Origin of the sequence: Xenorhabdus beddingii, from assembly GCF_002127545.1 — a bacterium.
GTDB classification, from domain to species: domain Bacteria; phylum Pseudomonadota; class Gammaproteobacteria; order Enterobacterales; family Enterobacteriaceae; genus Xenorhabdus; species Xenorhabdus beddingii.
Window position 1 is genome coordinate 242223 of the sequence record NZ_MUBK01000001.1, and the last position, 26201, is coordinate 268423.

A 26201-nucleotide genomic window follows, 5' to 3' on the forward strand; every position below is an offset into this window, starting at 1 on the left:
TGATTATATACCCAAGGAATTTCAAAATGCCGCGCAGCCAACCAAGCGGCAACTTGAAAGACGAAGGGTATTTTAGGTTTTGTCATTTAGATGGGTTGACTGAGCGTCGATGGCCCAACTGAGTCAACAGGAATAATAGAATTGAATAAAATCAATATCAAAGAATCCCCAGCAAAGGATATAGATAGCCATACTCCCATGATGCAGCAGTATCTGCGCCTGAAAGCGCAGCATCCAGATATTCTGCTGCTTTACCGGATGGGCGATTTTTATGAGTTGTTCTTTGACGATGCCAAAAAGGCGGCAAAGTTACTGGACATTTCGCTAACCAAACGCGGTCAATCGGCTGGTCAGCCCATTCCTATGGCAGGCGTTCCTTATCACGCGATCGAAAACTATCTGGCAAAACTGGTACAACTCGGTGAATCTGCCGCGCTCTGCGAACAAGTTGGTGATCCGGCAACCAGTAAAGGCCCTGTTGAACGTAAGGTTGTGCGAATTGTAACCCCCGGCACCGTGACTGATGAGGCTTTGCTGCAAGAGCGTCAGGATAATCTTTTGGCCGCCATCTGGCATGATAGCCAGGGTTTTGGTTACGCGACGCTGGATATCACTTCCGGTCGTTTCCGTGTCTCCGAAATGGCCGACGAAGAGACCATTGCCGCAGAATTGCAACGTACCCGTCCCGCAGAATTGCTTTACCCTGAAACATTTGGGCATATGGCGCTGATTGAGCGCTGTCATGGCCTGCGCCGCCGCCCAATGTGGGAATTTGAGCTGGATACAGCAAAGCAGCAATTAAATCTGCAATTTGGAACCCGTGACCTGATTGGTTTCGGTGTGGAAAAAGCCACTCTGGCATTACGTGCGGCGGGTTGTTTGTTGCAGTATGTCAAAGATACTCAGCGTACCGCCCTGCCCCATATACGTAATATGACGATGGAGCGTCAGCAAGAAACGGTCATTATGGATGCCGCTACCCGCCGCAATCTGGAATTGACGTTGAATCTCTCCGGCAGCACTGAGAACACACTGGCATCTGTACTCGATCAATGCGTGACGCCAATGGGCAGCCGTATGCTGAAACGCTGGCTGCATACCCCGATTCGCAATAAAGATATACTGGAAAATCGCCAGCAAGCCATTTCCGCATTACAGGAAATGGGCTATGAGCTACAGCCATTTTTGCGTCAGGTTGGTGATTTAGAGCGTGTACTTGGCCGTCTTGCGCTCCGCTCCGCCCGTCCCCGTGATCTGGCCAGAATGCGTCACGCTTTTCAACAATTGCCCGATATTCATCAGATCATGGCATCTTCCGACTCTCCTTATATTCAGGCACTACAGCAGCGGGTGGGGAATTTTGATGAACTTCAGACCCTGCTGGAGAATGCGGTTGTCGAAACACCTCCCGTACTGGTGCGTGACGGTGGTGTGATTGCCACCGGCTATAACGTCGAACTGGACGAATGGCGGGCATTGGCCGATGGTGCCAGCGATTATCTGGACAAGCTGGAAATCCGTGAGCGTGAGAAGCTCGGCATAGAGACTCTGAAAGTCGGCTTCAATGCAGTGCATGGCTACTATATTCAGGTCAGCCGTGGACAAAGCCATTTAGTACCAATCCATTATGTTCGCCGCCAGACGCTGAAAAATGCGGAACGCTATATCATTCCTGAATTAAAGGAATATGAAGATAAGGTGCTGACGTCCAAAGGCAAGGCACTTGCCATTGAGAAAGCCTTGTATGAAGAATTGTTTGATTTGTTACTGCCTCATCTGGCTGCATTGCAGGCCAGTGCCGAAGCGCTGGCAGAACTGGATGTGCTGGCGAATCTTGCCGAACGTGCCGAAACGCTGAATTACACCTGCCCGACACTGACAGATAAAGTCGGCATTCAAATCACGGGAGGCCGCCATCCCGTTGTTGAACAGGTATTGAGTGAGCCTTTTATTTCTAACCCATTAACGCTTTCATCACAGCGCCGTTTGCTGATTATCACCGGGCCGAATATGGGAGGTAAAAGTACCTATATGCGTCAGGCGGCCTTGATTACGCTGCTGGCCTATATTGGGAGTTTTGTCCCTGCCGAAAAAGCAATCATCGGTCCCGTGGATCGTATTTTTACCCGCGTAGGAGCCTCTGATGATCTGGCTTCGGGGCGTTCTACATTTATGGTGGAAATGACCGAAACCGCCAATATTTTACATAATGCGACCGAATACAGTTTGGTCTTGATGGATGAAATCGGTCGTGGCACCTCAACTTACGATGGATTATCCCTTGCCTGGGCCTGTGCCGAAAGTTTGGCGAACCGCATCAAGGCGATGACCCTGTTTGCCACTCACTATTTCGAGCTGACAACCTTGCCAGAAAAACTGGAAGGGGTCGTCAATATTCATCTGGATGCCGTTGAACATGGCGACACCATTGCCTTCATGCACAGTGTACAGGAAGGGGCAGCCAGTAAGAGCTATGGGCTGGCGGTCGCTTCTTTGGCTGGCGTTCCCCGTGATGTCATTAAACGTGCACGGCAAAAACTGAAAGAACTGGAATCGCTCTCCAATAACGCGACGGCAAGTCACGTCGATACACCGCAATTGACCTTACTGGCAGAAGAAACGTCTCCGGCAGTAGAAGCACTGGAGAACCTGAATCCAGATACGTTGACACCACGTCAGGCACTGGAATGGATCTATCGGTTGAAAGATATGGTGTAGCCATGAATGAGGCAGGAATAAATGGAGCGGCAATAAAGTTTGATACCCGCTTGTTATCACCCATTTATCAATTCTTACAGTGCGAAACCCCTGAACAGTGGGTAGAAAAAGCCCGGCAGCCTGAAAACCTGCCGGTTTTACTGCGTGATCACCTGTTGTGCGAATTGAAAGCGGCGCAAAGCGCCATGTTCCTAATTCGCAAATATGCCGTTGATCCTGAAAGTGCTGATACTCTGCTGGCATGGTTTCAGCCCTACGAAGACTTTGCTTATAAAAAAATAGGTGATATTCATTCCCTAAAGGGAAAAAGTCAGGTTACCAAGCAAATTACCGCACGGGCAAAATCAGCGTATGGTCAGGATTTAATTGATAAGATGGTGCTGTTGATTAAGGAAGAATTACACCATTTTTATCAGGTATTGGAGATCATGGATGCCAAAGGCATAAGCTATGACAGTATCAGTGCCAGCCGCTATGCCAAGTCCCTGTTTCAACACATTACCAACCATGAACCTTATACGTTGGTGGATAAGCTGATTATTGGTGCCTATATTGAGGCGCGCTCATGTGAACGTTTCGCAAAACTGGCTCCTCATCTGGATGAAGATTTGGGCAAGTTTTATATTTCTCTGCTGCGCTCAGAAGCACGCCATTATCAAGACTATCTGGCGCTGGCTCAATTGATATCTAAAGAAGATATTACAGCAAGGGTGAGTTATTTCGGGAAAATTGAAGCAGAACTTATTCAATCCCCGGATCATGATTTTAAATTTCATAGTGGCATTCCCATTATCGAAAATAGATGAATGGAAGACCAAATGAGAATGAAAATATAAATAAGTAAATAGATGGATAAGTGAAAGAAAAATAAAAGGTGGGCTAAATATGCCCACCTTTGGGTTACCACTGAATATACTTTTATATCTTTCAATGAACCATTTGGGGTGACATGTACTCTTTCCAGGCACACAATGACCTCTGCTTCTGGAAATTCGTTTAGTTTCCACCTCACAGTAAATTGAAATCTATTAAGTATAAATACAATTAAGTACGGAATAATGATTCTATATTCAAGCCTTGGGTATGCAATATATCTCTAAGACGACGCAATCCCTCAACTTGAATTTGACGAACTCTTTCCCTTGTTAATCCTATTTCTCGCCCAACATCCTCTAATGTTTCTGCTTCGTATCCAAGCAAACCGAAACGTCGAGCCAAAACTTCACGCTGTTTCGCGTTCAGTTCAAACAACCACTTAACGATACTCTGTTTCATATCGTCATCTTGAATGGTTGTTTCCGGCCCTGAGTCGTTTTCATCAGATAAAATATCCAACAAGGCTTTATCTGAATCACCACTAATTGGCGTATCGACAGAAGTAATGCGTTCGTTCAGCCGCATCATACGGCTCACGTCTTCAACGGATTTATCCAGTTTTTCCGCAATCTCTTCGACACTGGGTTCATGATCCAATTTATGTGCCAGTTCTCTTGCAGTACGTAAATAGACATTTAACTCTTTGACTATGTGAATAGGCAGACGAATTGTGCGGGTCTGATTCATGATGGCTCGTTCAATGGTTTGACGTATCCACCATGTCGCATAAGTAGAAAAACGAAAACCTCTTTCAGGGTCAAATTTTTCTACCGCACGAATAAGACCAAGGTTACCTTCTTCAATCAGATCCAGCAACGCTAATCCCCGATTGCTATATCGACGGGATATTTTAACGACCAACCGCAAGTTACTTTCAATCATGCGTTGACGTGCAGCAATATCCCCCCGAAGGGCCCGTCTGGCAAAAAGAACCTCTTCCTCTGCTGTCAGCAGAGGAGAAAAACCAATCTCGCCAAGATATAGTTGTGTCGCATCAAGAACTCGTTGGTTTACCCCTTGCAACAAATCCAAATCTTCATCAAGATTGGCTACATCATCCTCGTCTTTCAGCAACGCTTCATCAAAGTCATCAGCTTCCGTGCTATTTTCGTCTAAATCCGCCTCATCATACAACTCATTAACTTTAAGCGTACTTTGGCTCATCAGCTGCTCCTACCCATGATAATGCGGGCAGGAATTTCAGATCCTGCCCCGGTTTATCGCTGCGGAAGATAACGCAGCGGGTTTACGGATTTTCCCTTATAGCGAATTTCAAAATGCAATCTTACGGAACTTGTGCCGGTACTACCTATGGTGGCAATTTTTTGCCCCGCATGAACATCCTGTTGCTCACGAACCAGCATAGTGTCGTTGTGAGCATAGGCGCTCAGGTAGTCATCGTTATGTTTTATAATTATTAAATTTCCATATCCACGTAACGCATTCCCGGCATAAACGACTTTTCCATTGGCTGTTGAGAATACGGGCTGGCCACGAACACCCGCAATATCAATGCCTTTATTCCCCCCCTGAGAATCAGAGAAGCCTTCAAGAATTTTACCTTCCGCAGGCCATCTCCAACTATTAATAGTGCCAATATCGGCATGACTAATAGCGCTATTTACACCCGTATCTTTTGCTGTAGATGATTTCTGAGTGGAATTTTCGCTATCAGAAATAGTTACCCTTGGCAACATCTTTCCTGAGCTTGGTCTATCAATATTTGCAGGATACGCATTAATTTTTTGAAAATCAACCTGCTTAATTTTAGATTGAGTACTATTTGATGCTATTAATACACCATTATTGGAGGTTACATTATCTATTTTTAGGACTTGCCCAACATTTAAACCATAAGGTTCTGAAATACCGTTTTTGAGAGATAGGTCACGAAAATCATTACCTGTAATCCAGGCGATATAAAACAAAGTATCACCATGTTTAACCGTATAGGTGCTTCTACTGTAGCTTCCCTTGGGGATGTTTTCGTAGTTACGGTTATAGACGATTTTTCCTTGATACGAATCATTATCAACAGCATGATTCACTGGCTGACGATTTTTTGCAGCATGATTATCTGGTGCGCGATTTGTTGAAATAATTGAAGGAGAAGATGGCATTGGCGTCGAAACTGATGACGGTTTAGAGAATATTCCTCTATTTTTCTCCTTATTATCAATATTCACTATTGGTGCAGGGCGATCCGGCGTACTACTACAACCTGCCAGCACAATACCCATAACAGTACTGGTCATTATCCACGTTATTTTTTTCACTGGGTTTCCTAAATTCATACCTTATTCCCCCATAAAGGCAAATATAAGAGCAAAGAATGATGATTTATAAAGAAATTTAGAATTACAAAAGATTTAAAGCGAAATATTTTGCTTAATTTCAGCAAAAATGACAGCTAATTTAAAAATTATAATCGCAAAAAAATCAGCTTATTATGCTAGCTCGCCTTGAATTAGGGGTACAAAACGGACTGATTCGATCACGTCGCTATGAAAATCATTCCCATAACGATGTACCACTTTCAACGACTGAGAACGTTCGCCGACAGGCAAAACCATCACGCCACCATCGGCAAGCTGATGGAGCAGGGCCTGTGGGATTTCTGGTGGTGCGGCTGTGACAATGATGGCATCAAACGGCCCTTTTGACGGCCATCCATGCCAACCATCACCGTGGCGAGTTGAGATATTATGTAAGTCGAGCTGTTTCAATCTGCGCTTGGCCTGCCACTGTAATCCCTTGATACGTTCCACGGAGAAAACATGCTTCGCTAAATGAGCAAGTATAGCAGTCTGATAACCAGAGCCAGTGCCAATTTCCAATACGTTGGATTCGGGGGTGAGATTCAGCAACTCGGTCATACGGGCAACAATATAAGGTTGGGAGATGGTTTGCCCATGTCCGATGGGCAGTGCTGTGTTTTCATATGCCTTATGTGCAAGGGCTTCATCAACAAAACATTCTCTGGGTACTTTGGCTATGATTTCCAACAGGTGTTCATTGTGTATTCCTTGCTGGCGTAATTGAGCCAGCAAATTTTTCATTGACCGGATTAACATTCGTCAATATCCCCGACTTTTGCCAACCAATCGCTTACCCGTTCCTGTGCTTTATATGCCGTCAAATCTATCTGCAAGGGAGTAATAGAGACAAATCCTTCCTCTACCGCAGCAAAATCCGTTTCAGGCCCAAAGTCACTTTTTTCTCCCGGCGGGCCTATCCAATAGAGCATATTGCCTTTGGGGTCTTCCAAAGCATAAACTTCTTCCGCCGCACTGCGGCGACCACATCGAGTAACCCTAAACCCTTTGATTTGTTCAATGGGGACATCAGGTACGTTGATATTCAGAATATTGCCCGCTCTCAATGGGGATTTTTGCAGCAAAGTTAATAAACGCACGGTCACTTTTGCTGCCGTTTCATAATGTTTGTCGCCATTGAGCGATATTGCCAGTGCGGGTAATCCTAGATGGCGCCCTTCCATCGCCGCCGCAACTGTACCGGAATAGATCACATCATCACCGAGATTGGGGCCACAGTTGATCCCTGATACGACAATGTCAGGACGGGGATGAACCAGATTATTCACGCCCAAATAGACACAATCCGTTGGTGTGCCCTCCTGAACGGCGATATCGCCATTGCCCAGTGTATTGATGCGCAAGGGGCGATCCAGCGTTAAAGCATTCGATGCACCGCTACGGTTACGATCAGGGGCAACCACCTGAACATGATAGTGTTCCCGCAATGTCGCCGCCAGGGTTTGAATACCCGGTGCGGTAACACCATCATCGTTACTCAGCAATATCCGCAGCATTGATGTATCTCATTGATTTTATTAAGTTGAACATATTTAATACGGTAACTTATCCTGTATGTTGTCCCATGCGTTTGGCGTGACCTATGATTGGACAATATTAAGGCGGTTAGAAAACCGTTTGATCTTAGCATGACGTTACCCGTTTTGTAGAGTGCTTTGCGCTCAGGCTGTCACTTACTTGTGCGTATTGGTATGTGAAATAAAATCCAGTTGGCAGGAAAAAGGAAATCGACTGGCCTGATTAAAAAATTGGCTGCTGGCGGGGATGTCACTCTGGTGATCTCTTGGGGTTAATGGTGGCACGATCAATTATGCAACACCGTTAATTATGCAATACCGTTAATTATGCAATACAATATTAAACCCCTCTTCTTTTCGAGGTGCGACAAAATAACGGGTGATTAATGCAAACTGTTCGTCTGTCGCAGAGAAATTGTGGGTGCCAGACTGATTACGCAAACGTAAGCGCGTTAAGCAGACTTCATCAGGGACATCAATAAAATGGAGGCGATGATCTGCCGCTGTAATATCAATGATACTTTTCATCCATTCCCGATTTGCAATGGTGTTAGCCGGAAAATCAAGAACGACAGATAGCCCGGCTTTCAGCAATGCGATTAAATGAGGTTCCATCGCATTTCTCAGTTTTGATGAGCAGAAAATATAATCTGACACGGTTTTCATTTCATCGGCATAGAGATGTGCCAACCACTGATCTTCACTAATGACAATTGTCATGGGTTGTTGGGCAAGTTTTGCCGAGAGGGTTGACTTTCCCGAAGCTATTTTTCCACACAAAATATGAAGCATAGGTTCCTCGTTCCACAAAATCATGTTGTCATGTTGTTCAGAAATGCCAAGTCCACAATCGAAATATTCCCTTCATCTTTCAAGTTATTCCTGAGATAGCTTGTTGGTGACGCTGCAACCTGAAATCTATTGAATATTAAGCAATATAATTTGCTCATCTTTTATGTATCTTGGCATTATGGTTATGCGTTATGGCGATGCCATGAAATTACCCAGAGCACTTACTCCGCAATATCCGCAGCATTATTTTGATCCTGATTAATCAGCTCCCTGACAACGCTGGTTGCAAAGCTACCCGATGGCAGAGAGAAATGGAGGGTAACGGTTTGGTCATCCCGCCATTCCCAACGCAGGTCAAGTGGTTTCACCAACATCGCTCTGCGGGCACTCTCAACTCGCTCACGCTTGACTAATGCCCAAAGAGATTCGTAATCCAGTAAACTTTGCTGTTCAAAATCCAAAGCCTGGTGCTGTGTACCCAATGCCTTATCACCCGGTAAAGGGGCGGTTATCTGTAATTCCCCATCCATGACCCGTTGCTGCAACACCACTAATTCAGCATCGTCAGCCACAAACCAACTACCACGTCCGGTTAACTGCAAGACATCGCCATTCAACACCTGCTGGTGGTTATTCTGAGCAATACGGATGCTGGCAATGGCATTAAACATGGCGCTACGGCAGGCAGAAAGGTAAAAACTGCGGCGATTGCGCTCTCTCACTTGGATTTCATTAGCCGCCCAGCGCTGCGCCTGAACCAGATTCTGCCCATCACGCCCGAAACGCTGTTCACCAAAATAATTGGGAACGCCGGTTTGGGAGATCTGCTGCAAACGTTTTTCTACGGATTGTCGGTCGGATATCGCTCTTAAGACCAGAGTAAAACCATTGCCTTTCAATGCACCAATCCGTAGTTTCCGTTTCTGGCGGGAAGTGGCCAACACTTCACAACCTTCAAGCTGAAATGCGGTTAAATCCGGATCTTGTTTTCCCGGAAGATGTAAACAAAACCACTGTTCCGTCACCGCGTTGCGGTCTTTTAACCCGGCATAACTGACAGAACGAGGCGGTATTTTGGCAAAACGGGCAAGATTGTCTGCCACAAATTGGGTGTTACATCCGGTCTTACGGATGTGCACCATCAAGTGTTCACCTTCTCCATCCGGAGAAAATCCCAAATCTTCACGAACAATAAAGTCTTCTGGTGAGGCTTTGACGACACCAGTCGCTTCCGGTCGGCCATAAAGCCACTGTAATTCACTCAATGTCATGCTGCTTATTCCTTTACCAGCAAAGCCACCGCTTCGCAGGCAATACCTTCTTTACGGCCAACAAATCCCAGTTTTTCTGTGGTTGTTGCTTTAACGTTAATATCATCCATATGACATTCCAGATCCTCTGCCAGATTGACCCGCATCTGAGGAATATGAGGCAACATTTTCGGTGCCTGTGCAATAATGGTGATATCCAAATTTCCAATCCTATAGCCCTTTGCACGGATACGACGATAGGCTTCTTTCAATAGTTCACGGCTATCTGCACCTTTAAAAGCGGGATCGGTATCAGGAAACAATTTTCCAATGTCACCCAGCGCCGCCGCCCCCAACAGGGCATCGGTAGCGGCATGTAAAGCAACGTCACCGTCTGAATGAGCGATTAATCCTTGCTCATAAGGAATGCGGACACCGCCAATGACCAATGGCCCTTCTCCGCCAAATTTATGCACATCAAAACCGTGTCCAATTCTCATAAGATAGATTCCTTCGATTTTCGGGATAAATAAAACTCAGCCAAGGCTAAATCTTCAGGTTGGGTCACTTTAATATTGTCCGCCCGCCCATTGACCAATACGGGATGATAGCCACAATACTCCAGCGCCGAAGATTCATCGGTGATGCAGGCTTTTTCTGCCAGTGCTTTGATCAAGCAATCACGCAATAGCGGTAAAGGGAATAATTGTGGGGTCAGGGCATGCCAAAGCCCGTTGCGATCAACAGTATGGGCGATCATGGTAGGATAGCGAATCGAAGAGGGTTCTTTTACTGGCGGCGATATCATAGGCTTCATGAGCATACGTTTCATGGTATCTCTCACGGGAGATGCCAGAAGCCCACCGCACACGTCAGGCGAGTCTGTGCCTTGCTCAATAAGACGCAGCAGATTATCCAGATCATCCCGATGAAGACAAGGACGTGCGGCATCATGTACCAACACCCAAATGGCCCTGTCCGTCGGCAGGCCAGACACATAATTCAACCCAGCCAGCACGGAGTCTGCCCGTTCTTCACCACCAATAACGGCGGTGACTCTGGGATCTGAGGCAATCGCCAACTGATTAAACTGAGTATCAGCAGGATTCAGTGCAACAATAATGCGCTGTATGCGGGGATGCGCAAGTAATGCCGCCAAGGTATGTTCAAGGATCGTTTTTCCGGCAACCTGAAGGTACTGTTTTGGGCAATCCGATTTCATCCGGCTACCAATGCCCGCAGCCGGGATCAAGGCGACGATTTCGGTGAGAGGGTTATCATCCGTCAAGGAATTGCCAGTAACAGAACTGTCAATGGGAGAATGATCAGTAGGGGAATGAAGTTTTGAATTATTCATTTCGATTATTAGATTAATGACTGTTCTGATTTAAATATTGCTGCGCGTTTTGTTTAGACGTATCGGGTACCAGGCGGTAAAAAGATTCCCCTGGCTTAATCATCCCCAGTTCATTGCGGGCACGCTCTTCGATCGCCTCCTGTCCCCCTTTCAGGTCCCTGATTTCGGCAAACATCCGTTCATTACGCGCCTTAAGTTTGAGATAATCAGCCTGTTGCTTATCAACCTCAGACTTAACCCGAACATAATCATGAATACCATTTTTGCCGAGCCACAGCGAATACTGCAACCAGCCAAGCAGAACCAGTAATAGTAGTGTTAGTTTGCCCATCGCCCCCCCTGAAAACCCGCTAATCATCCCATAACTGAAAGCATGACGCCACTGACTATCACAAAACCGCTCATAAGACGGTTCAAAAAACGCTTTAAAGCGCTATTCAACAATCTATTCAAAAAATTATTCAACAATCTATTCAAAAAACTATTCAAAAAAATACACAAAACTTGACCACACGATGTAATAGAAATGGATTGTATTAAGTGAGTGTAGAAACACATTATTCCGCTGGCAATAATAATGTGTTTCATATAGCAGTCTATTTGGTGGGGTTAATCAGGCTGAATGCTATCGTTTTTCAAAACAAAAAGTCGTTTTTCAGAACAAAAAGTAATTTCTCAATCGAAGATCCCATCGGTTGTGACCCATCCAGATAAATATCCGGGTGCTCCGGGGCTTCATAGACCGCATCAATTCCCGTGAAATTGAGCAATTCTCCCGCTCGTGCTTTTTTATATAATCCTTTGGGATCGCGGGCTTCACAGATTTCAAGTGGCGTATCAACATACACTTCAATAAATTGTCCCGCTTCCATTGAGTCACGTATTTTTTGCCGCTCTGTTTTATTGGGGGAAATAAAGGCTGTCAGTACCACCAACCCGGCATCCACCATCAGTTTTGAAACTTCCCCGACTCGCCGGATGTTCTCCCGTCTGTCGATGTCCGAAAAGCCTAAATCACTGCACAAACCATGACGCAGGTTATCGCCATCCAGTAAGTAAGTTTTGATCCCCCGCGAAAACAATGCCTGTTCCAGTGCTCCCGCAAGAGTGGATTTTCCTGAGCCGGATAACCCCGTGAACCAAATCACTAATGCAGGATGACCATTCGTCGTTTCCCGCTGTTGTCTATCCAGTACATGTGGATGCCAGACGATATTCGAAGCAACCGGCAAAGGAGAAACAGAGACTTTATCCTGAGACACTTATTTTCCTCCCAGTAGATCACGCGCTCCCCAGTGCGGGAAATGGCGACGAACTAAGCGGTTGAATTCCAGTTCAAATTCACTATATTGCTTAGGTTCTTCATAAACATCGGTCTGAATTTCGCGCACCAGCCCGGCTCCCACCGTGACGTTAGTCAGGCGATCAATCAGAATGATCCCGCCTGTCTCGGTGTTTTGGGCATAGCTATCGAGTAATAATGGCTCATCGAATGAGAATTCAACCAGCCCAATCGCATTCAATGGCAGTTCAACCGCGACTTTCTGTGTCAAATGGTTAATATCGACCTGATATTGGAAATTCTCAACTTTGCCCCGACTTTTTTTACCCGCCACTTTGATATCCAAACTTTGCCCCTGAATCAACGGCTTTTCAGACATCCAGACAACATCAACCAAAGCATGACGGGCCACGATCATTTGATCGTCAACGGCCACCAGCAAATCGCCACGACTGATATCAATTTCATCTTTTAAGACCACAGTGATCGCTTCACCAGGCACAGCAAAGGACAGGTCACCATCAAAAGTCACAATCCTCTCGACCGTAGATACCCCCCCTGACGGCATGACCTTAATTTTCTGTCCCTGACGCAAGATCCCTGATGATAACGTGCCACTGTATCCGCGAAAATCGAGATCGGGGCGGTTCACATATTGCACCGGAAAGCGTAAAGGCTGTTCTGTCGCTTTTGTCTGCACATCCACGGTTTCGAGGAGATCCAGTAAGGTTTTTCCTGTAAACCATGGCATTTTTTCGCTGCGGGTCACAATGTTATCGCCTTCCAATGCCGAAATTGGAACGAAATAAATAGTTAAGTCAGCGGGTAATTGAGCTGAGAAATGCAAATAATCCTGTTTGATCTGTTCGAATATTTCTTGTCGATATTCCAGCAAATCCATTTTATTCACGGCGACAACCAAATGGCGGATCCCCAGCAAGGTACTGATAAAACTGTGCCGCCGCGTTTGTTCCTGAACCCCTTTTCGCGCATCTATCAGCAAAATAGAGAGATGACTGGTTGAAGCGCCTGTTGCCATGTTTCGGGTATATTGTTCATGCCCCGGTGTATCCGCAATGATGAATTTGCGCTTTTCCGTGGAAAAATAACGGTATGCCACGTCAATGGTGATGCCTTGTTCCCGCTCTGCCGCCAATCCATCGACTAATAATGCCAGATCCAGTTTTTCACCCTGAGTGCCTATCCGTTTACTGTCGCTTTGTAATGTCGCAAGTTGATCTTCATAAATTTGACGGGTGTCATGCAGTAACCGGCCGATAAGGGTACTTTTTCCATCATCAACACTCCCGCAGGTTAAAAAGCGCAGTAATCCCTTTTCTTGCTGCGTGCGCAGGTAGGTCTCAACCCCTCCTTGCTGTTTGATCTGACTGGCGATGATTTCATTGTGTGCAAGTGCTGGCATTGCTGGCCTCCTCAAAAATAACCCTGACGCTTTTTCAGTTCCATCGAACCAGACTGATCACTGTCAATCAGCCGTCCCTGCCGTTCACTGGTTGTCGATAGCAACATTTCTTCTATGATTTCCGGCAACGTCTCCGCCTCTGACGGCACCGCGCCCGTCAGCGGCCAGCAGCCCAAGGTTCTGAAACGAACTTTACACTGACTGATGACTTCTCCGGGTTTCAGGTCGATACGATCGTCGTCAACCATAATCAACGCTCCATCACGTTGAATAACCGGGCGGTGTTTCGCGAAATAAAGGGGAACGATGTCGATGTGTTCCAAATAGATGTATTGCCAAATATCCAATTCAGTCCAGTTGGATAACGGAAATACGCGAATGCTTTCCCCTTTGTTAATCTGGCCGTTATAGTTGCGCCAAAGTTCCGGGCGCTGGTTTTTGGGGTCCCAGCGATGGGAACGATCACGGAATGAGTAGATGCGTTCTTTCGCCCGCGATTTTTCTTCATCACGCCGTGCACCACCAAATGCCGCATCAAAACCATATTTGTTCAGCGCCTGTTTCAACCCTTCGGTTTTCATGATGTCAGTATGTTTTGCGCTGCCATGGATAAAAGGATTAATGCCCAGTTCATCCCCTTGTGGATTGCGGTAAACCAGCAATTCAAGGCCATATTCTTCCACTGTGCGATCACGGAAATCATACATGTCCCGGAATTTCCAGCCGGTATCCACATGCAGTAAAGGAAAAGGCACCTTTCCCGGATAAAATGCCTTGCGTGCGAGATGCAGCATGACTGAGGAATCTTTACCAATCGAATAGAGCATCACGGGATTGGCAAATTCAGCAGCGACTTCCCGTATGATATGGATACTTTCAGCTTCAAGTTGCTGTAAATGTGTCAGTCTTTTCTTGTCCATGAACCCCTCCTTATACAAAATCAATAACAGCAGGATGATTGACTTGCGCAAGCGTTTTTTCTTGATCAATCAATGGGTTTTGATCATCTGATTGCTGCCCGAACCAGGCTATCTGATGGTGGAGTCGGGCCACTTCTCCCACAACCAGCAAGGCAGGAGATGGGGCGGCCTGTGCCAGCCGTTCCAATTCGGATAAAGTGCCGGTCAGCACTTGCTGTTCTGGACGAGTGCCACAACCAATGACGGCAACGGGAGTATTGGCATCCCGCCCGTGTGAAATCAGTTGTTGGCTGATCAAAGCCGCTTTCATGATCCCCATGTAAATGGCCAGTGTCTGATTGCCCCGCGCCAATGCAGGCCAATCCAGTTCACTGCCATTTTCACGGCAATGTCCTGTAATAAAGGTGACGCTTTGCGCGTGTTCTCTGTGAGTCAACGGGATACCGGCATAAGCCGAAGCCCCAATCGCCGCCGTAATGCCGGGCACAACTTGAAAGGGTATACCCGCTGCCGCCGCTATTTGTAATTCTTCCCCGCCACGGCCAAATATAAATGGATCACCCCCTTTCAGGCGCACGACTTTTTTCCCTTGATTCGCCAGTTTAATGATGAGTGCATTGGTCTCTTCCTGCGCAACGGCGTGATTACCCGCTCTTTTTCCAACACAGATTTTGTCGGCATCACGACGCACTAATTCCAGAATTTCTGCACTCACCAAATGGTCATAGAGGACAACATCAGCCTGCTGGAGCACCTGCAAACCTTTTAATGTCAGTAACCCCGGATCTCCCGGCCCTGCACCGACCAGCGCCAGCTCTCCCTGAAGGTGAGAATGATCCTGAGTCAACTGTTGTTCAAGCTGCGCTTCTGCTTGTTGCAATTGTCCATTGGCAATCAATGTGGCAAAACGTCCATGAAAGGCTTTTTCCCAAAAATGGCGCCGCTGACGCAGGGAAGCAAAACGCTGTTTTACCTGTTCACGCCAGCGCCCCGCTATGTCTGCCATTGAACCCAGATGAAATGGCAACAGGGATTCCAACTTTTCTCGCAATAATTTTGTTAATACCGGCGATTTTCCGGCCGATGAAATCGCCACCATAATGGGAGAGCGATCAATGATTGAAGGGAAAATGGCTGAACAAAGTGGCTGATTGTCCACGACATTAACCAAAATTGCCCGATGATTGGCTGCCTCAAAAATATGCTGGTTCAAGTTGTGATCGTCGGTCGCAGCAATGACCAGAAATACGCCGTCAAGATATTCGGTTTTAAACGTTCCCTGTAACCACTCAAACTCACCCTTTTGATGGCGTTGTTGCAGTTCTACATGCAGTTCAGGGGCAACAATGGTTAATGCTGCGCCAGTACGCAACAATAAACTTGCCTTGCGAGAGGCAATTTCTCCGCCCCCCACCAGCAGTACAGATCGGGTTTTCAGCTCAACAAATAAGGGTAAATAGTCCACAGTGACATGCCATCCAGTGTTTAACTTTTTAATCATTATCTAAACAATGAATATATGAAGCTGTGACGAGGTTATGAAATGACAAAAAGGAATTATTTGTTCCTGAATCGCATAAGCTAAACTTTTTGGTATGTCATAAGGTCAGTTAAGCAAGATATTCAATCCATGCGGAAGCGGCGCCTCTTTGACAAGAGTCGCCGCCCGATAAAAATCATCGCGATCCGGAATACGGATTTAACGTTATTTAACTTTCGTGCAAACCGCACTCACGTTTTAAACCCCAAAAGCGGGTTTGTTCTTCACTCATGCCCGGTTCCCATTTTTGGGTGGTATGGGTATCTCCGACAGAAAGGTAGCCCTGTTCCCACAATGGGTGGTATTCAAGGCCGTGCTGTGTCAGGTATTGATGTATGCGCCGATTATCCCAATCAATGATTGGCAGGATCTTGAAAACGCCTCGCTGAATGGCCAGCACAGGTAAATTGGCACGGCTTTCTGATTGCTGGCGACGCAAACCTGCAAACCAGCTTTGGGCTTGCAGTTCGTTCAATGCCCGGTTCATCGGTTCAACTTTGTTGATCTGATTATAACGTTCAATCCCTTCGATTCCCTGTTGCCATAATTTGCCATAACGGGCTTCCTGCCAAACCGGGGAGTGCTCTGCACGAAAAATCTTCAAGTTCAGGTTGAGTTTTTCGGTCAGCTTATCGATAAATTGATAGGTTTCAGGAAATAAGTATCCGGTATCGGTAAGTACCACAGGGATATCAGGGTACTCCTGTGTCACAAGGTGCAAGCAAACTGCCGCCTGAATACCAAAACTGGAAGAAAGGACAAATTCGCCGGAGAGATGTTCCAATGCCCAGCTCACACGTTGATGGGCCTCCAGCAGTTCCAATTGTTGATTAATTTCAGCCAGTGCTTCAGTTTGCTGCTCTGCGGTCAGTGTCACCAGCGCCGATAAATTCAGTCGGTTCATACTGCCTCCTGCCAATCGTAAAAATCGATGGCGGAATTCAATACTGGCTTGATGATATCGGTGCGGATCAGGAAGTCGCCAAAACATTCACTGGCATAACGCTCTGATGCCCAACGTCCAATAAATTCATCCAGTATCTCAAGGATCTCTGCCGAGGTGATATTTTCCCTGTACATTCGGGGAATTCGGCTACCAATCCGGTTGCCGCCAAGGTGGAGGTTATAACGATCGGGGGCTTTGCCCACCAGCCCCACTTCTGCCAGCATTGCCCGACCACATCCATTGGCGCAACCTGTGACCCGCAAGATAATCTCTTCGTTACCGACACCATGCTTCTCCATGAACGCATCAATATGGTCAACAAAAGTCGGCAGGAAACGCTCCGCTTCAGCCATGGCCAGTGGACAGGTAGGAAATGAAACGCAGGCCATAGAATGATGACGCAGAGTCGTCACGCTATGATCAATTAAGCCATGAGAAAGGGCGATTTGTTCAATCCGTGATTTTTCACTTTCAGGTATCCCCGCCACAATCAGGTTTTGGTTAGCGGTCAGGCGAAAATCGCCTTGATGGATTTTCGCAATTTCTGCGATCCCGGTTTTTAACGGTTTATCGGGATAATCCAGAAAACGGCCATTTTCAATGAATAGGGTTAAATGCCATTGATCATCGATCCCTTTTAACCAGCCGATTTGATCCCCCCGCCCCGTGAATTCATAGGGGCGAATGGTCTCAAATTTCACACCAGCCCGTTTTTCAACCTCATCCTTGAACGTTTCGACCCCCACACGTTCCAGGGTATATTTGGTTTTCGCATTTTTACGATCCGTGCGGTTACCCCAATCACGTTGAGTGGTCACCACAGCTTCGGCAATTGCCAGTGTGTGTTCCAGCGCAATAAAACCAAATTCACTCGCCAGTCGCGGAAACGTTTTTTTGTCGCCGTGGGTCATGGCTAAACCACCGCCCACCAGCACGTTAAAGCCGATTAATCGGTCATTTTCTGCAATGGCAACAAAATTCAGATCATTGGCATGTAAATCCACATCATTTTGCGGCGGGATCACCACCGATGTTTTAAATTTACGCGGCAGGTAAGTTGCGCCAAGAATAGGCTCTTCATCCGTGGTTAGGATTCTTTCTTTATCCAGCCAGATTTCAGCATACGCATGAGTTCGTGGCAAAAGGTGTTCTGATATCTTCTTCGCCCATTCATACGCCTGTTGGTGTAAGGCAGATTGCACCGGATTGGAGGTACACAGCACATTACGATTGACGTCGTTGGCTGTTGCCAATGAGTCCAGCCCCATCTGGGCCAATAGTTGATGCGCAGGTTTGAGGTTATTTTTTAAGATGCCATGAAACTGGAACGTTTGTCGATTGGTCAACCGAATACTGCCATACAGGGTATTTTCTGTCGCAAAACGGTCAATGCCCAGCCACTGGTTCGGGGTAATAATCCCCCCCGGCAAGCGACAACGCAACATCATGGCATGACGCGGTTCGAGTTTTTGTTCTGCTCGTTCAGCCCGAATATCACGATCATCTTGCTGATACATCCCGTGAAAGCGGATAAGGAGGAAGTTATCCCCCTCAAATCCCCCTGTCAGCCCATTCTGTAAATCTTCGCTGATGGTTCCCCGCAGATAATGACTGTCTAACTTCATGCGTTCACTGTCTGCAAGTTTGCCTTCAACAATCAAAGGCCCTTGTTTTTCTTTTTCTTTGCTCACATTGCTCATGTTAGTAAACATCTCTCTGATAACGGCGCTCAAGGCGCAATTCACTCAAGAATTCATCAGCCTGTTCAGCATCCATGCCACCCTGTTGTGAAATAATGTCCAATAGGGTCTGCTCCACGTCTTTTGCCATGCGATTGGCGTCACCACAGACATACAGGTGCGCACCATCCTGAATCCAACGCCAGACGTCTTCGCCCTGCTCATGGAGTTTGTCTTGTACATACACTTTATGTTGCTGATCCCGCGACCAGGCCAAATCAATACGCGTCAACAAACCCTCTTTCACATAACGCTGGAGTTCAACCTGATACAGAAAGTCTTCAACAAAATGGGGATTACCGAAAAACAGCCAATTTTTACCTTCCGCTCCCTGACTGTCGCGCTGTTGCAAGAATGCCCTGAATGGAGCGATGCCGGTTCCCGGCCCAATCATAATGACAGGGGTATTGGGATCTGCGGGTAAGCGGAAATTATGATTCTTTTCGATAAAAACCCGGATGTTGTCATCTTCCTGCAATCGATCGGCCAAATAGCCTGATGCGCCCCCCGTGCGTGCCCGCCCTTCAATCTCGTAACGAACCACTCCCACGGTAATGTGGACTTCGTTTTCAACTTCAGATTGTGAAGAGGAGATGGAGTAGAGCCGTGGTGTCAGTGGGCGCAACAAATCAATAAACTGTTGGGCTTCAGGATGTAAAGCCGCGTTTCTGACCATGTCCACAATCGGTGTTGTCTGGGCATATTGCTGCAATGCCGGTTTATCAGCCACTAATGCCAGCAGTTTTTCATCTTTCGCCAATGCCGCATATTTCTCAACGATCACGCCCGTATTTTGGGTCAGTTCTCTATGACTCCTCAATGCTTCACGCAGTGGGAGTAACTTGCCATGCACATTAACGGGTTCTGAACCCTCCAGCCAAAGCAGGTCAATTAGTTCATCCACCAAGGCCGGATCATTTTCAAACCAAATCCCCAAGGCATCTCCCGGCTGATAACTCAGCCCGGAATCCCCCAAATCAATTTCAATGTGGCGAACATCTTTGTCAGATCCACGTCCCGTGATTTTTTGGTTAGCCAATAGCGATGCGGTCAGGGGAATTTCCCTGGTGTACATTGCACTCGCTGAAGCCGTTTGTACGGTGGATATCGCCTGAGTTGCAACAAAAGGCGTGACTGATTTTGCCTGTACGGACTGGCGCTGTTGCAGAATATCTGTGATTTTCTGGCGCCATTGATCCGCTTGCTCTTGATATTCCACATCAGCATCAACCCGGGCCAGCAAGCGTTGCGCCCCCAGCTCATTCAGACGATGATCAAAATCTTTTCCTGCCTGACAGAAATGTTCATATGAAGTATCACCCAAACCAAATACAGCATAAGCGGTCTCTTTCATGGGTGGCGCTTTTTTGGAATGGAGATATTTATAGAGTGCTACCGCTTCTTCTGCCGGCTCACCTTCACCTTGGGTCGAAGCAATAATAACCAATGCCCGCTCTTTGGAAATGTGTTTAAATTTATAATCACCGGCGTTAATCAAGTTCACATTGAGATTTGCCGCTAATAATGACTCTCTGAGTTGCTCCGCCAAACGACGGGCATTGCCGGTTTGCGATGCAGAAATGAGGGTAATGGTTTCTTGTGTAGAAACAGCCGGCGTTTCCATCTCAGTTTGTGGCTGGTGATTCACCATGCCCCAAAAATAGCCCGATAACCAAGCCAGTTGGTGCGGCGAAAAATCACGGGTTGCAGATTGCAGACGTGATAATTGTTCTGGAGAAACAGGTAATAATACAGTTGAAGGTGGTTTCGCGGTCATTGTCCAGTGCCCTTTGCTATAGCGAATATCCATGCCGTAAAAAATAATAGAGCAATCATGATCATGGATTCATTGTCAGGTTATCCCAGAACAGGATGAGTATTTAAAGAAAGGATCGCAATATCTCATAACCAAAACGCCTAACTTTATTTACAGATTTAATATATCGATAAAGTTGTTAAGCGCTGTGCTTTATTCCTCCAGAAAAAACACGTTATGCGTGCAAAGTTCAGGTAGAATAGCCGGCCTTTTGAAACCGGGGAAAGCATCATGATCACAACTATCTTTAAAGATTTTCAATTTGAAGCAGCACATCACCTGCCGCATGTTCCAGAAGGGCATAAATGTGGGCGCCTGCATGGGCATTCATTTATGGTACGTTTGGAGCTGACTGGAGAAGTCGATCCTCTCAGCGGCTGGCTCATGGACTTTGCCGATGTAAAAGCCGCGTTTAAACCCATTTGGGAACGGCTCGATCACTACTATCTCAATGACATTCCCGGGCTTGAAAATCCCACCAGCGAAGTCCTGGCCAAGTGGATCTGGGGGCAGTTAAAACCGACATTATCTCAACTCAGTGCCGTCATGGTCAAAGAAACCTGTAGCGCAGGTTGCATCTATCGGGGTGAGTAAAGATTCAGCACCAGAACCTGGTGCTGAATGAACTTCAGGCGATATTTAAGTACTTATGTGTCTGCATCGAAAAACGCCAGTTTCTGGCAATGCATGTTTCAATACACAGGCGGGTAGCTTCTTCTTTCTGGCTAATGGGCTGTAAAGCAATAATCGGGACAGGGCTTCCATCAAGCATCTTCAGCAATTCATCCAATGCTTCAATATCGCGCTCCCGTCCAACAGGATGCTTAATTTCATCTGCCCGTTTCATGGCTTCTGGCAAAACTCGATATCCCCCCCGCATTTTCACCTTTGGCGAAACCGTTACCCAGGTTTTGTCAGTGCACTGAATGGCATGTGTCCCACTCGTCTCTATCTGACATCGGTAACCCTCACTTTCCAGTGTTTCAGTCAGAGGACGCAAATCATATAAACACGGTTCGCCACCGGTAATCACAATATGACGCGCACTGTAGCCTTGACGGGTGAATATGTTAAGTAACTGTCTCGCTGTCGCGATACCCCAAATATCACTGTCTTGTGATTTCAGTAAGATGTTTTCCATCGGCTGCTGTTTATCAGCCTCTTTCTCCCATGTGTGCTTGGTATCACACCAACTGCATCCTACCGGACATCCCTGTAAGCGAATGAAGACCGAAGGCACACCGGTAAACACCCCCTCTCCCTGTAAAGTTTGAAAGATTTCATTTATTGGGTAGATCATAAAAAAACTCTGGTTTACTAAACTGCCCGTTATTATTACAGATATCTATCCCGCGAACATCCATCTTTATGGTATGGTACGAGGTTGCTTTTGCTGGCATCTCACGCCAGACAGAGCATTGTATGCCTAAAATACTCTCTGGCATGAAAGGATAGATGGGAATAACGAATGCAAAATAATGAAAATCAGCTTAAACAGGGCTTAAGCGTAAGGCACATTCGCTTTATGGCTTTAGGCTCTGCAATAGGCACGGGGCTGTTTTATGGCTCCGCAGCCGCAATTCAGCAAGCTGGCCCCGCTGTATTGCTGGCCTATTTAATCGGCGGTGCTGCCGTATTTATTGTGATGAGAGCACTTGGCGAAATGGCCGTTCACCATCCCGTCTCCGGTTCTTTTTCTCAATATGCCAGCCATTATCTAGGGCCTTTGGCCGGTTTCCTGACGGGTTGGATCTATATTCTTGAAATGCTCTTTGTTTGCCTGGCTGATATTACCGCATTCGGCACCTATATGAAGCTATGGTTCCCCCATGTTGATCAATGGATTTGGGTGCTGGGAATTGTCTGTTTTATTGGTGCCCTGAACCTCTGCCATGTCAAGATCTTCGGTGAAATGGAATTCTGGCTTTCTATCGTCAAAGTGACTGCCATCATTGCCATGATCGTGGGCGGTATTGCCATTATGTTTTACGGTTTCGGGCAAGCAACTGAACATGCGACCGGGCTTTCCAATTTATGGGAGCATGGCGGGTTTATGCCAAATGGCATCAGTGGCGTCATCGCTTCATTTGCCATTGTGATGTTCGCTTTTGGCGGTATAGAAGTGATTGGTATCACCGCCAGCGAAGCAAAAGATCCTGCAAAAACCATCCCTAAAGCAATTAATGCTGTTCCATTTCGTATATTGATCTTCTATGTCCTGACGCTGTGCATTCTGATGAGTATCTATCCATGGAATCAAATTGGTCAGGATGGAAGTCCATTCGTACAGATTTTTTCCAATCTGGGCATTAACTCAGCGGCAAATATTCTGAATGTCGTGGTGATTACCGCCGCCATTTCCGCTATCAATAGTGATATTTTTGGTGCGGGCAGAATGATGTATGGTATGGCTCAGGAAGGACAGGCGCCAGAGTCATTCAAGAAGCTGACCCGCAATGGTGTGCCGTGGATGCCTGTTCTCGTCATGACATCGGTTCTGCTGCTGGGAGTGGTTCTGAATTATCTTATTCCTAAGGAAATTTTCATTCTTATCGCTTCTGTGGCTACATTTGCAACCGTTTGGGTATGGTTGATGATCTTGCTTTCCCATACTGCCATGCGCCGTCAAATGAGTGCGGAAGAGATCAAGACACTGAAATTTCCAATTCCAATGTGGCCGGTTGCTCCAGCCATTACGATTGTTTTCATGATCAGTGTCATCGTATTGTTAGGTTATTTTGAGCAGACAAGAGATGCGCTATACGTTGGAATAGGTTGGGTATTTGTCCTCACTTTGGCTTACCTTTTTGGTGTGAAGAAAAAATTGGCGTGAAGAAGAAATTATCGACAATACGTCCTTAAAATCAATAACGTGTAAAAAAGGCGTCGGTTAATTCCGGCGCTTTTTTTACACATGAGATAGAGAGAAATTCACAATTAATGGGTTGTGATCAGAGGCACCTGTCGTTAAAACAGTTGCACTTAAGACATTTAGTTCACGATAAAAAACGAAATCCAGCGGCTTGCCAAAGACAATCGTTCTGTGGTCATCATCGAAATAGACTTCTTTGAGTTGCATACGATGGGCAAAACGCGCCAAGACTCTCCGTCTCTGACGACTCCATGCATTAAAGTCCCCGGCAAAAATGACGGGACCATTATGTAAACCTATATAAATGCCAATGTTATTCAATTGCCGACTGTAAACATCAACACCAAGGCTGAAGTTAATGGCATGCACGTTTATCACCATCAATTGACGTTCATCGGGTAAGGGATAAATCGTGATTAATGACGACTTAGATAGCCTAAGTATGGGTTCCTTTTCACGAAGCGGGCAGCAATAGATAGGTGAGGATGACGCCAATGTCATCACACCCGAGGGATGTTGAGGTATGGCAAATGCAGGAACTTGATCTGCAATCAAGCCACTGGTTGTAATGAATTTCAATAGATCCGGGGTCGTTTGCGCCTCTTGCAGTAAAATAAGGTCGCTCTTCTCGATTAACGAAGTCAGAACACTTTGCCATAATGGGCGCTGCTGTTTATAAATATTCCAAATGGCAATGGAAAGCTCATGATTACGGCCAAGAATCGGCTCTCCCTGTGGTAATGTGGCCTCTTCTAATAATTGCTTAGAGGTAGGAAAAACGCGCTCTACAGGCTGCCCCGCGACGTATCGCATGGTATAATTTTTTTTCGCGCGCCTTATATTTACGAGTTTTCTTTCATACAGCCTTCTCGCGTAGCTTTTTATTACCAAGCCTACCTCCGCCATACGCCCGCCCCCCATTTGATTCTACCTAATATGACATACCCATTATTGATTTCAATCTGTTGTGTACAAAAAACCACGCGGCGGTAAAATAATATATTAATGACATGATAATACTGTTTCACTTGTAGCAATAAGCTAATCCAAAAATTCATTGATATATCGTTATTTCTAAAAAATATTTCCTTGGTTACTGCACTATTTTTATAAAAACAGTTTTCTAAATTTTTCGCTTCATTATCTTAAAAATTTCGGTAAATATTGAAATTCAAGTGTGAAAATAAAAAAGGAACTGGATATGCCAAAAAATATCTTCCTGCAAAAAGAGTTGGATACTAAAACAAGAAGATATTATAGAAATATTAAATGATATTTTGGAAAAAAGAGAATTAATATTAAATTATGAAGGGATATCTGAAGATCATATCTATTTACATCGGCAAAATAATTTTAATTTATTAATTAGACTTATTGGTGGCGGCGAGAAAAATACAATTTACACAAATGAATTTGATATTTTTGTCATCAATCCGACAAATACAGAAATAGTCGTAACTTGCTATCAATTTGATTCAGAAAAAATATACTCCAAAAACAAAAACCAATCAAAAGAATTGATGATTGCCATTTTAAACCAAATAAAATTTATTACTTTGAAGCCTATAAATATATCTTAGATTTTGATTTTGAATCCTTTTCCAATAATTTCGTATTGATTGTACATTCTGATCCGAAAGGATGGATACATGGGGTTATAACAGAGAGACATTAGAACCCATACAAAGTATCTGTGCAAATTTACAGGCATCCAGAGTTCTATTATATGTCAGGCTATTGGGAGAGATGAAGGCATCCCAGTCTATTCAATGCATTGAAAATTTAGCAATATCCGATTACGCAAATTTTGTACGCTGGGAGGCTGTGCAAAGCCTTTCCAAAATATCGCCATCCAATTGTCTAAAAATCCTTAAAATACTGGCGGAAAATGACCAAGATCCAATGATTAAACAAGCTGCTATACAAAGCCTGGAAATGACAATGGCAAAAACATTGAATTATTCCGGTGAACGAATGTTATCTGCGGGCAAAGTCATGTTTTATAGACGAAACAAAGATGTACATATCCAATATCCACCAAAAGATTTTTGTATATCGTTAAATTTGATTGTGCAACCAATAACAGAAGTGCGCCAACATAAACTGATTTTAGATAATGAAGAGAAACTAACCGAAAACCAACAAGTCATTGCCTATATAAAGAAAGGGAGTAAAAAACGCTATCACACCCAAGAGTCACTATTCCACGGGCTATTAACATTAGGTAACGAAAAGAGTCGTCAACTCGTTTTACAAGTAGCCCGTAATCACAGTAAAGATGAAATACGTGCTATTGCCTTTGAGACTGCATTAGACGCTGCTGAGCGTTCATACAACAAGGACGATATTAATGAACTCATTGGCTTAATGAATGATGATGAAAGTAATTATGTCAGAACACAAGTAGAAGAAAAAATTAAGACTATCTTATCTAAGATGAGTGAGAAGTCTTTATGATTCTATTAATTACAGGAAAAATACCATGAACCACATCAAACAAGTTCAAAACAAAGAATCAGAAGCAATTGAAAAAATTTCGCTCGCTTCTTTCGGTACCGAAATCCTGCTGGCTGACGCAGTACCTCACACACTCTCCGGCAACAAAGCGGGTCGTGAAATAGATGCCGGGGGGTCTGAATGGGCCCGTTTCTGCCCACATGGTTTATCAGTTGAGTAAAATCAGCCCGCTATTCTATACACGATATTTATCAGAAGAGCGTAAGCATCCGGTCATCTCACCTTGCTTTACCAACCAACACTAAAAATGGGGGATTTTTAACTGAAAGGATTATCTGACCAGGGAAGGAGTTCATTCAA

General features: G+C 45.5%; 25 protein-coding genes. 7 read left to right on the forward strand and 18 right to left on the reverse strand.

The window, feature by feature from the left end:
• Positions 1-198: 198 nt before the first annotated feature.
• Positions 199-2718, forward strand: a complete 2520-nt coding sequence (gene mutS / locus Xbed_RS01070) for a DNA mismatch repair protein MutS (protein ID WP_086111128.1) — start codon at positions 199-201, stop codon at positions 2716-2718.
• A gap of 2 nt (positions 2719-2720) precedes the next feature.
• Positions 2721-3524, forward strand: a complete 804-nt coding sequence (miaE, locus tag Xbed_RS01075; RefSeq protein ID WP_086111092.1) for a tRNA isopentenyl-2-thiomethyl-A-37 hydroxylase MiaE — start codon at positions 2721-2723, stop codon at positions 3522-3524.
• 238 nt (positions 3525-3762) lie between these two features.
• Here the strand turns inward: miaE and rpoS are convergent, their stop codons facing one another.
• The 16 genes from rpoS to cysJ form a co-directional block, all read right to left on the reverse strand.
• Positions 3763-4758 (reverse strand): RNA polymerase sigma factor RpoS, encoded by a 996-nt coding sequence (gene rpoS, locus Xbed_RS01080; protein WP_086111093.1) that lies wholly within the window; start codon positions 4756-4758, stop codon positions 3763-3765.
• A gap of 53 nt (positions 4759-4811) precedes the next feature.
• Positions 4812-5888 carry a murein hydrolase activator NlpD gene (gene nlpD, locus Xbed_RS01085; RefSeq protein WP_086111094.1) on the reverse strand — a complete coding sequence of 359 codons (1077 nt, stop codon included), beginning with the start codon at positions 5886-5888 and terminating at the stop codon, positions 4812-4814.
• A 153-nt stretch (positions 5889-6041) separates the two neighbouring features.
• On the reverse strand, positions 6042-6668 hold the full coding sequence (locus tag Xbed_RS01090) for a protein-L-isoaspartate(D-aspartate) O-methyltransferase (RefSeq protein ID WP_086111095.1): 627 nt from the start codon (positions 6666-6668) through the stop codon (positions 6042-6044).
• Entirely contained in the window at positions 6662-7426 is a 765-nt protein-coding gene (gene surE / locus Xbed_RS01095; RefSeq protein WP_086111096.1) for a 5'/3'-nucleotidase SurE, read from the reverse strand. Before surE ends, Xbed_RS01090 begins: the two co-directional genes overlap by 7 nt.
• Positions 7427-7768: 342 nt before the next feature.
• Positions 7769-8239, reverse strand: coding sequence for a P-loop nucleotide/nucleoside kinase family protein (locus tag Xbed_RS01100; RefSeq protein ID WP_244182375.1), 471 nt, complete (start codon positions 8237-8239; stop codon positions 7769-7771).
• A 221-nt stretch (positions 8240-8460) separates the two neighbouring features.
• Positions 8461-9510 (reverse strand): tRNA pseudouridine(13) synthase TruD, encoded by a 1050-nt coding sequence (truD, locus tag Xbed_RS01105; RefSeq protein WP_086111098.1) that lies wholly within the window; start codon positions 9508-9510, stop codon positions 8461-8463.
• Positions 9511-9515: 5 nt separating this feature from the next.
• On the reverse strand, positions 9516-9989 hold the full coding sequence (gene ispF, locus Xbed_RS01110; protein WP_010845610.1) for a 2-C-methyl-D-erythritol 2,4-cyclodiphosphate synthase: 474 nt from the start codon (positions 9987-9989) through the stop codon (positions 9516-9518).
• Positions 9986-10846, reverse strand: coding sequence for a 2-C-methyl-D-erythritol 4-phosphate cytidylyltransferase (gene ispD, locus Xbed_RS01115; protein ID WP_086111099.1), 861 nt, complete (start codon positions 10844-10846; stop codon positions 9986-9988). Before ispD ends, ispF begins: the two co-directional genes overlap by 4 nt.
• 13 nt (positions 10847-10859) lie before the next feature.
• The gene (ftsB, locus tag Xbed_RS01120; protein ID WP_086111100.1) at positions 10860-11177 is read right to left on the reverse strand and encodes a cell division protein FtsB; all 318 of its coding nucleotides are present in this window, start codon (positions 11175-11177) and stop codon (positions 10860-10862) included.
• A gap of 304 nt (positions 11178-11481) precedes the next feature.
• Positions 11482-12108: an adenylyl-sulfate kinase gene (gene cysC / locus Xbed_RS01125; protein WP_086111101.1), complete on the reverse strand. Its 627-nt coding sequence runs from the start codon at positions 12106-12108 to the stop codon at positions 11482-11484.
• The gene (gene cysN / locus Xbed_RS01130) at positions 12109-13551 is read right to left on the reverse strand and encodes a sulfate adenylyltransferase subunit CysN (RefSeq protein ID WP_086111102.1); all 1443 of its coding nucleotides are present in this window, start codon (positions 13549-13551) and stop codon (positions 12109-12111) included.
• 11 nt (positions 13552-13562) lie between these two features.
• Positions 13563-14471, reverse strand: a complete 909-nt coding sequence (gene cysD, locus Xbed_RS01135) for a sulfate adenylyltransferase subunit CysD (protein ID WP_086111103.1) — start codon at positions 14469-14471, stop codon at positions 13563-13565.
• Between the two features lie 10 nt (positions 14472-14481).
• Positions 14482-15936 carry a siroheme synthase CysG gene (cysG, locus tag Xbed_RS01140; RefSeq protein WP_086111129.1) on the reverse strand — a complete coding sequence of 485 codons (1455 nt, stop codon included), beginning with the start codon at positions 15934-15936 and terminating at the stop codon, positions 14482-14484.
• Positions 15937-16180: 244 nt separating this feature from the next.
• Positions 16181-16915: a phosphoadenylyl-sulfate reductase gene (locus tag Xbed_RS01145; RefSeq protein WP_086111104.1), complete on the reverse strand. Its 735-nt coding sequence runs from the start codon at positions 16913-16915 to the stop codon at positions 16181-16183.
• Positions 16912-18657: an assimilatory sulfite reductase (NADPH) hemoprotein subunit gene (cysI, locus tag Xbed_RS01150; protein WP_086111105.1), complete on the reverse strand. Its 1746-nt coding sequence runs from the start codon at positions 18655-18657 to the stop codon at positions 16912-16914. Before cysI ends, Xbed_RS01145 begins: the two co-directional genes overlap by 4 nt.
• 1 nt (position 18658) lies before the next feature.
• Entirely contained in the window at positions 18659-20473 is a 1815-nt protein-coding gene (cysJ, locus tag Xbed_RS01155; protein WP_086111106.1) for an NADPH-dependent assimilatory sulfite reductase flavoprotein subunit, read from the reverse strand.
• A gap of 270 nt (positions 20474-20743) precedes the next feature.
• Here cysJ and queD point away from each other — a divergent pair, with 270 nt between their 5' ends.
• Positions 20744-21106 carry a 6-carboxytetrahydropterin synthase QueD gene (gene queD / locus Xbed_RS01160; protein WP_086111107.1) on the forward strand — a complete coding sequence of 121 codons (363 nt, stop codon included), beginning with the start codon at positions 20744-20746 and terminating at the stop codon, positions 21104-21106.
• Between the two features lie 34 nt (positions 21107-21140).
• Here queD and queE read toward each other — a convergent pair whose 3' ends face one another.
• Complete coding sequence (gene queE / locus Xbed_RS01165) at positions 21141-21812, reverse strand: 7-carboxy-7-deazaguanine synthase QueE (protein WP_086111108.1); 672 nt, start codon at positions 21810-21812, stop codon at positions 21141-21143.
• A 168-nt stretch (positions 21813-21980) separates the two neighbouring features.
• Between queE and Xbed_RS01170 the strand changes: the two genes are divergently transcribed.
• A complete protein-coding gene (locus tag Xbed_RS01170) occupies positions 21981-23345 on the forward strand; it encodes an amino acid permease (protein ID WP_086111109.1) in 1365 nt (454 codons plus the stop codon).
• A 75-nt stretch (positions 23346-23420) separates the two neighbouring features.
• Here the strand turns inward: Xbed_RS01170 and Xbed_RS01175 are convergent, their stop codons facing one another.
• Positions 23421-24290 carry an endonuclease/exonuclease/phosphatase family protein gene (locus Xbed_RS01175; RefSeq protein ID WP_086111130.1) on the reverse strand — a complete coding sequence of 290 codons (870 nt, stop codon included), beginning with the start codon at positions 24288-24290 and terminating at the stop codon, positions 23421-23423.
• Positions 24291-24661: 371 nt separating this feature from the next.
• Between Xbed_RS01175 and Xbed_RS01180 the strand changes: the two genes are divergently transcribed.
• The 3 genes from Xbed_RS01180 to Xbed_RS01190 all read left to right on the forward strand — a co-directional run bounded on the left by Xbed_RS01180 (position 24662) and on the right by Xbed_RS01190 (position 26061).
• Positions 24662-24964 (forward strand): hypothetical protein, encoded by a 303-nt coding sequence (locus Xbed_RS01180; protein WP_086111110.1) that lies wholly within the window; start codon positions 24662-24664, stop codon positions 24962-24964.
• 61 nt (positions 24965-25025) lie between these two features.
• Entirely contained in the window at positions 25026-25841 is an 816-nt protein-coding gene (locus tag Xbed_RS01185; RefSeq protein ID WP_139837439.1) for a HEAT repeat domain-containing protein, read from the forward strand.
• 25 nt (positions 25842-25866) lie between these two features.
• A complete protein-coding gene (locus Xbed_RS01190; RefSeq protein ID WP_086111111.1) occupies positions 25867-26061 on the forward strand; it encodes a hypothetical protein in 195 nt (64 codons plus the stop codon).
• Positions 26062-26201 lie beyond the last annotated feature (140 nt).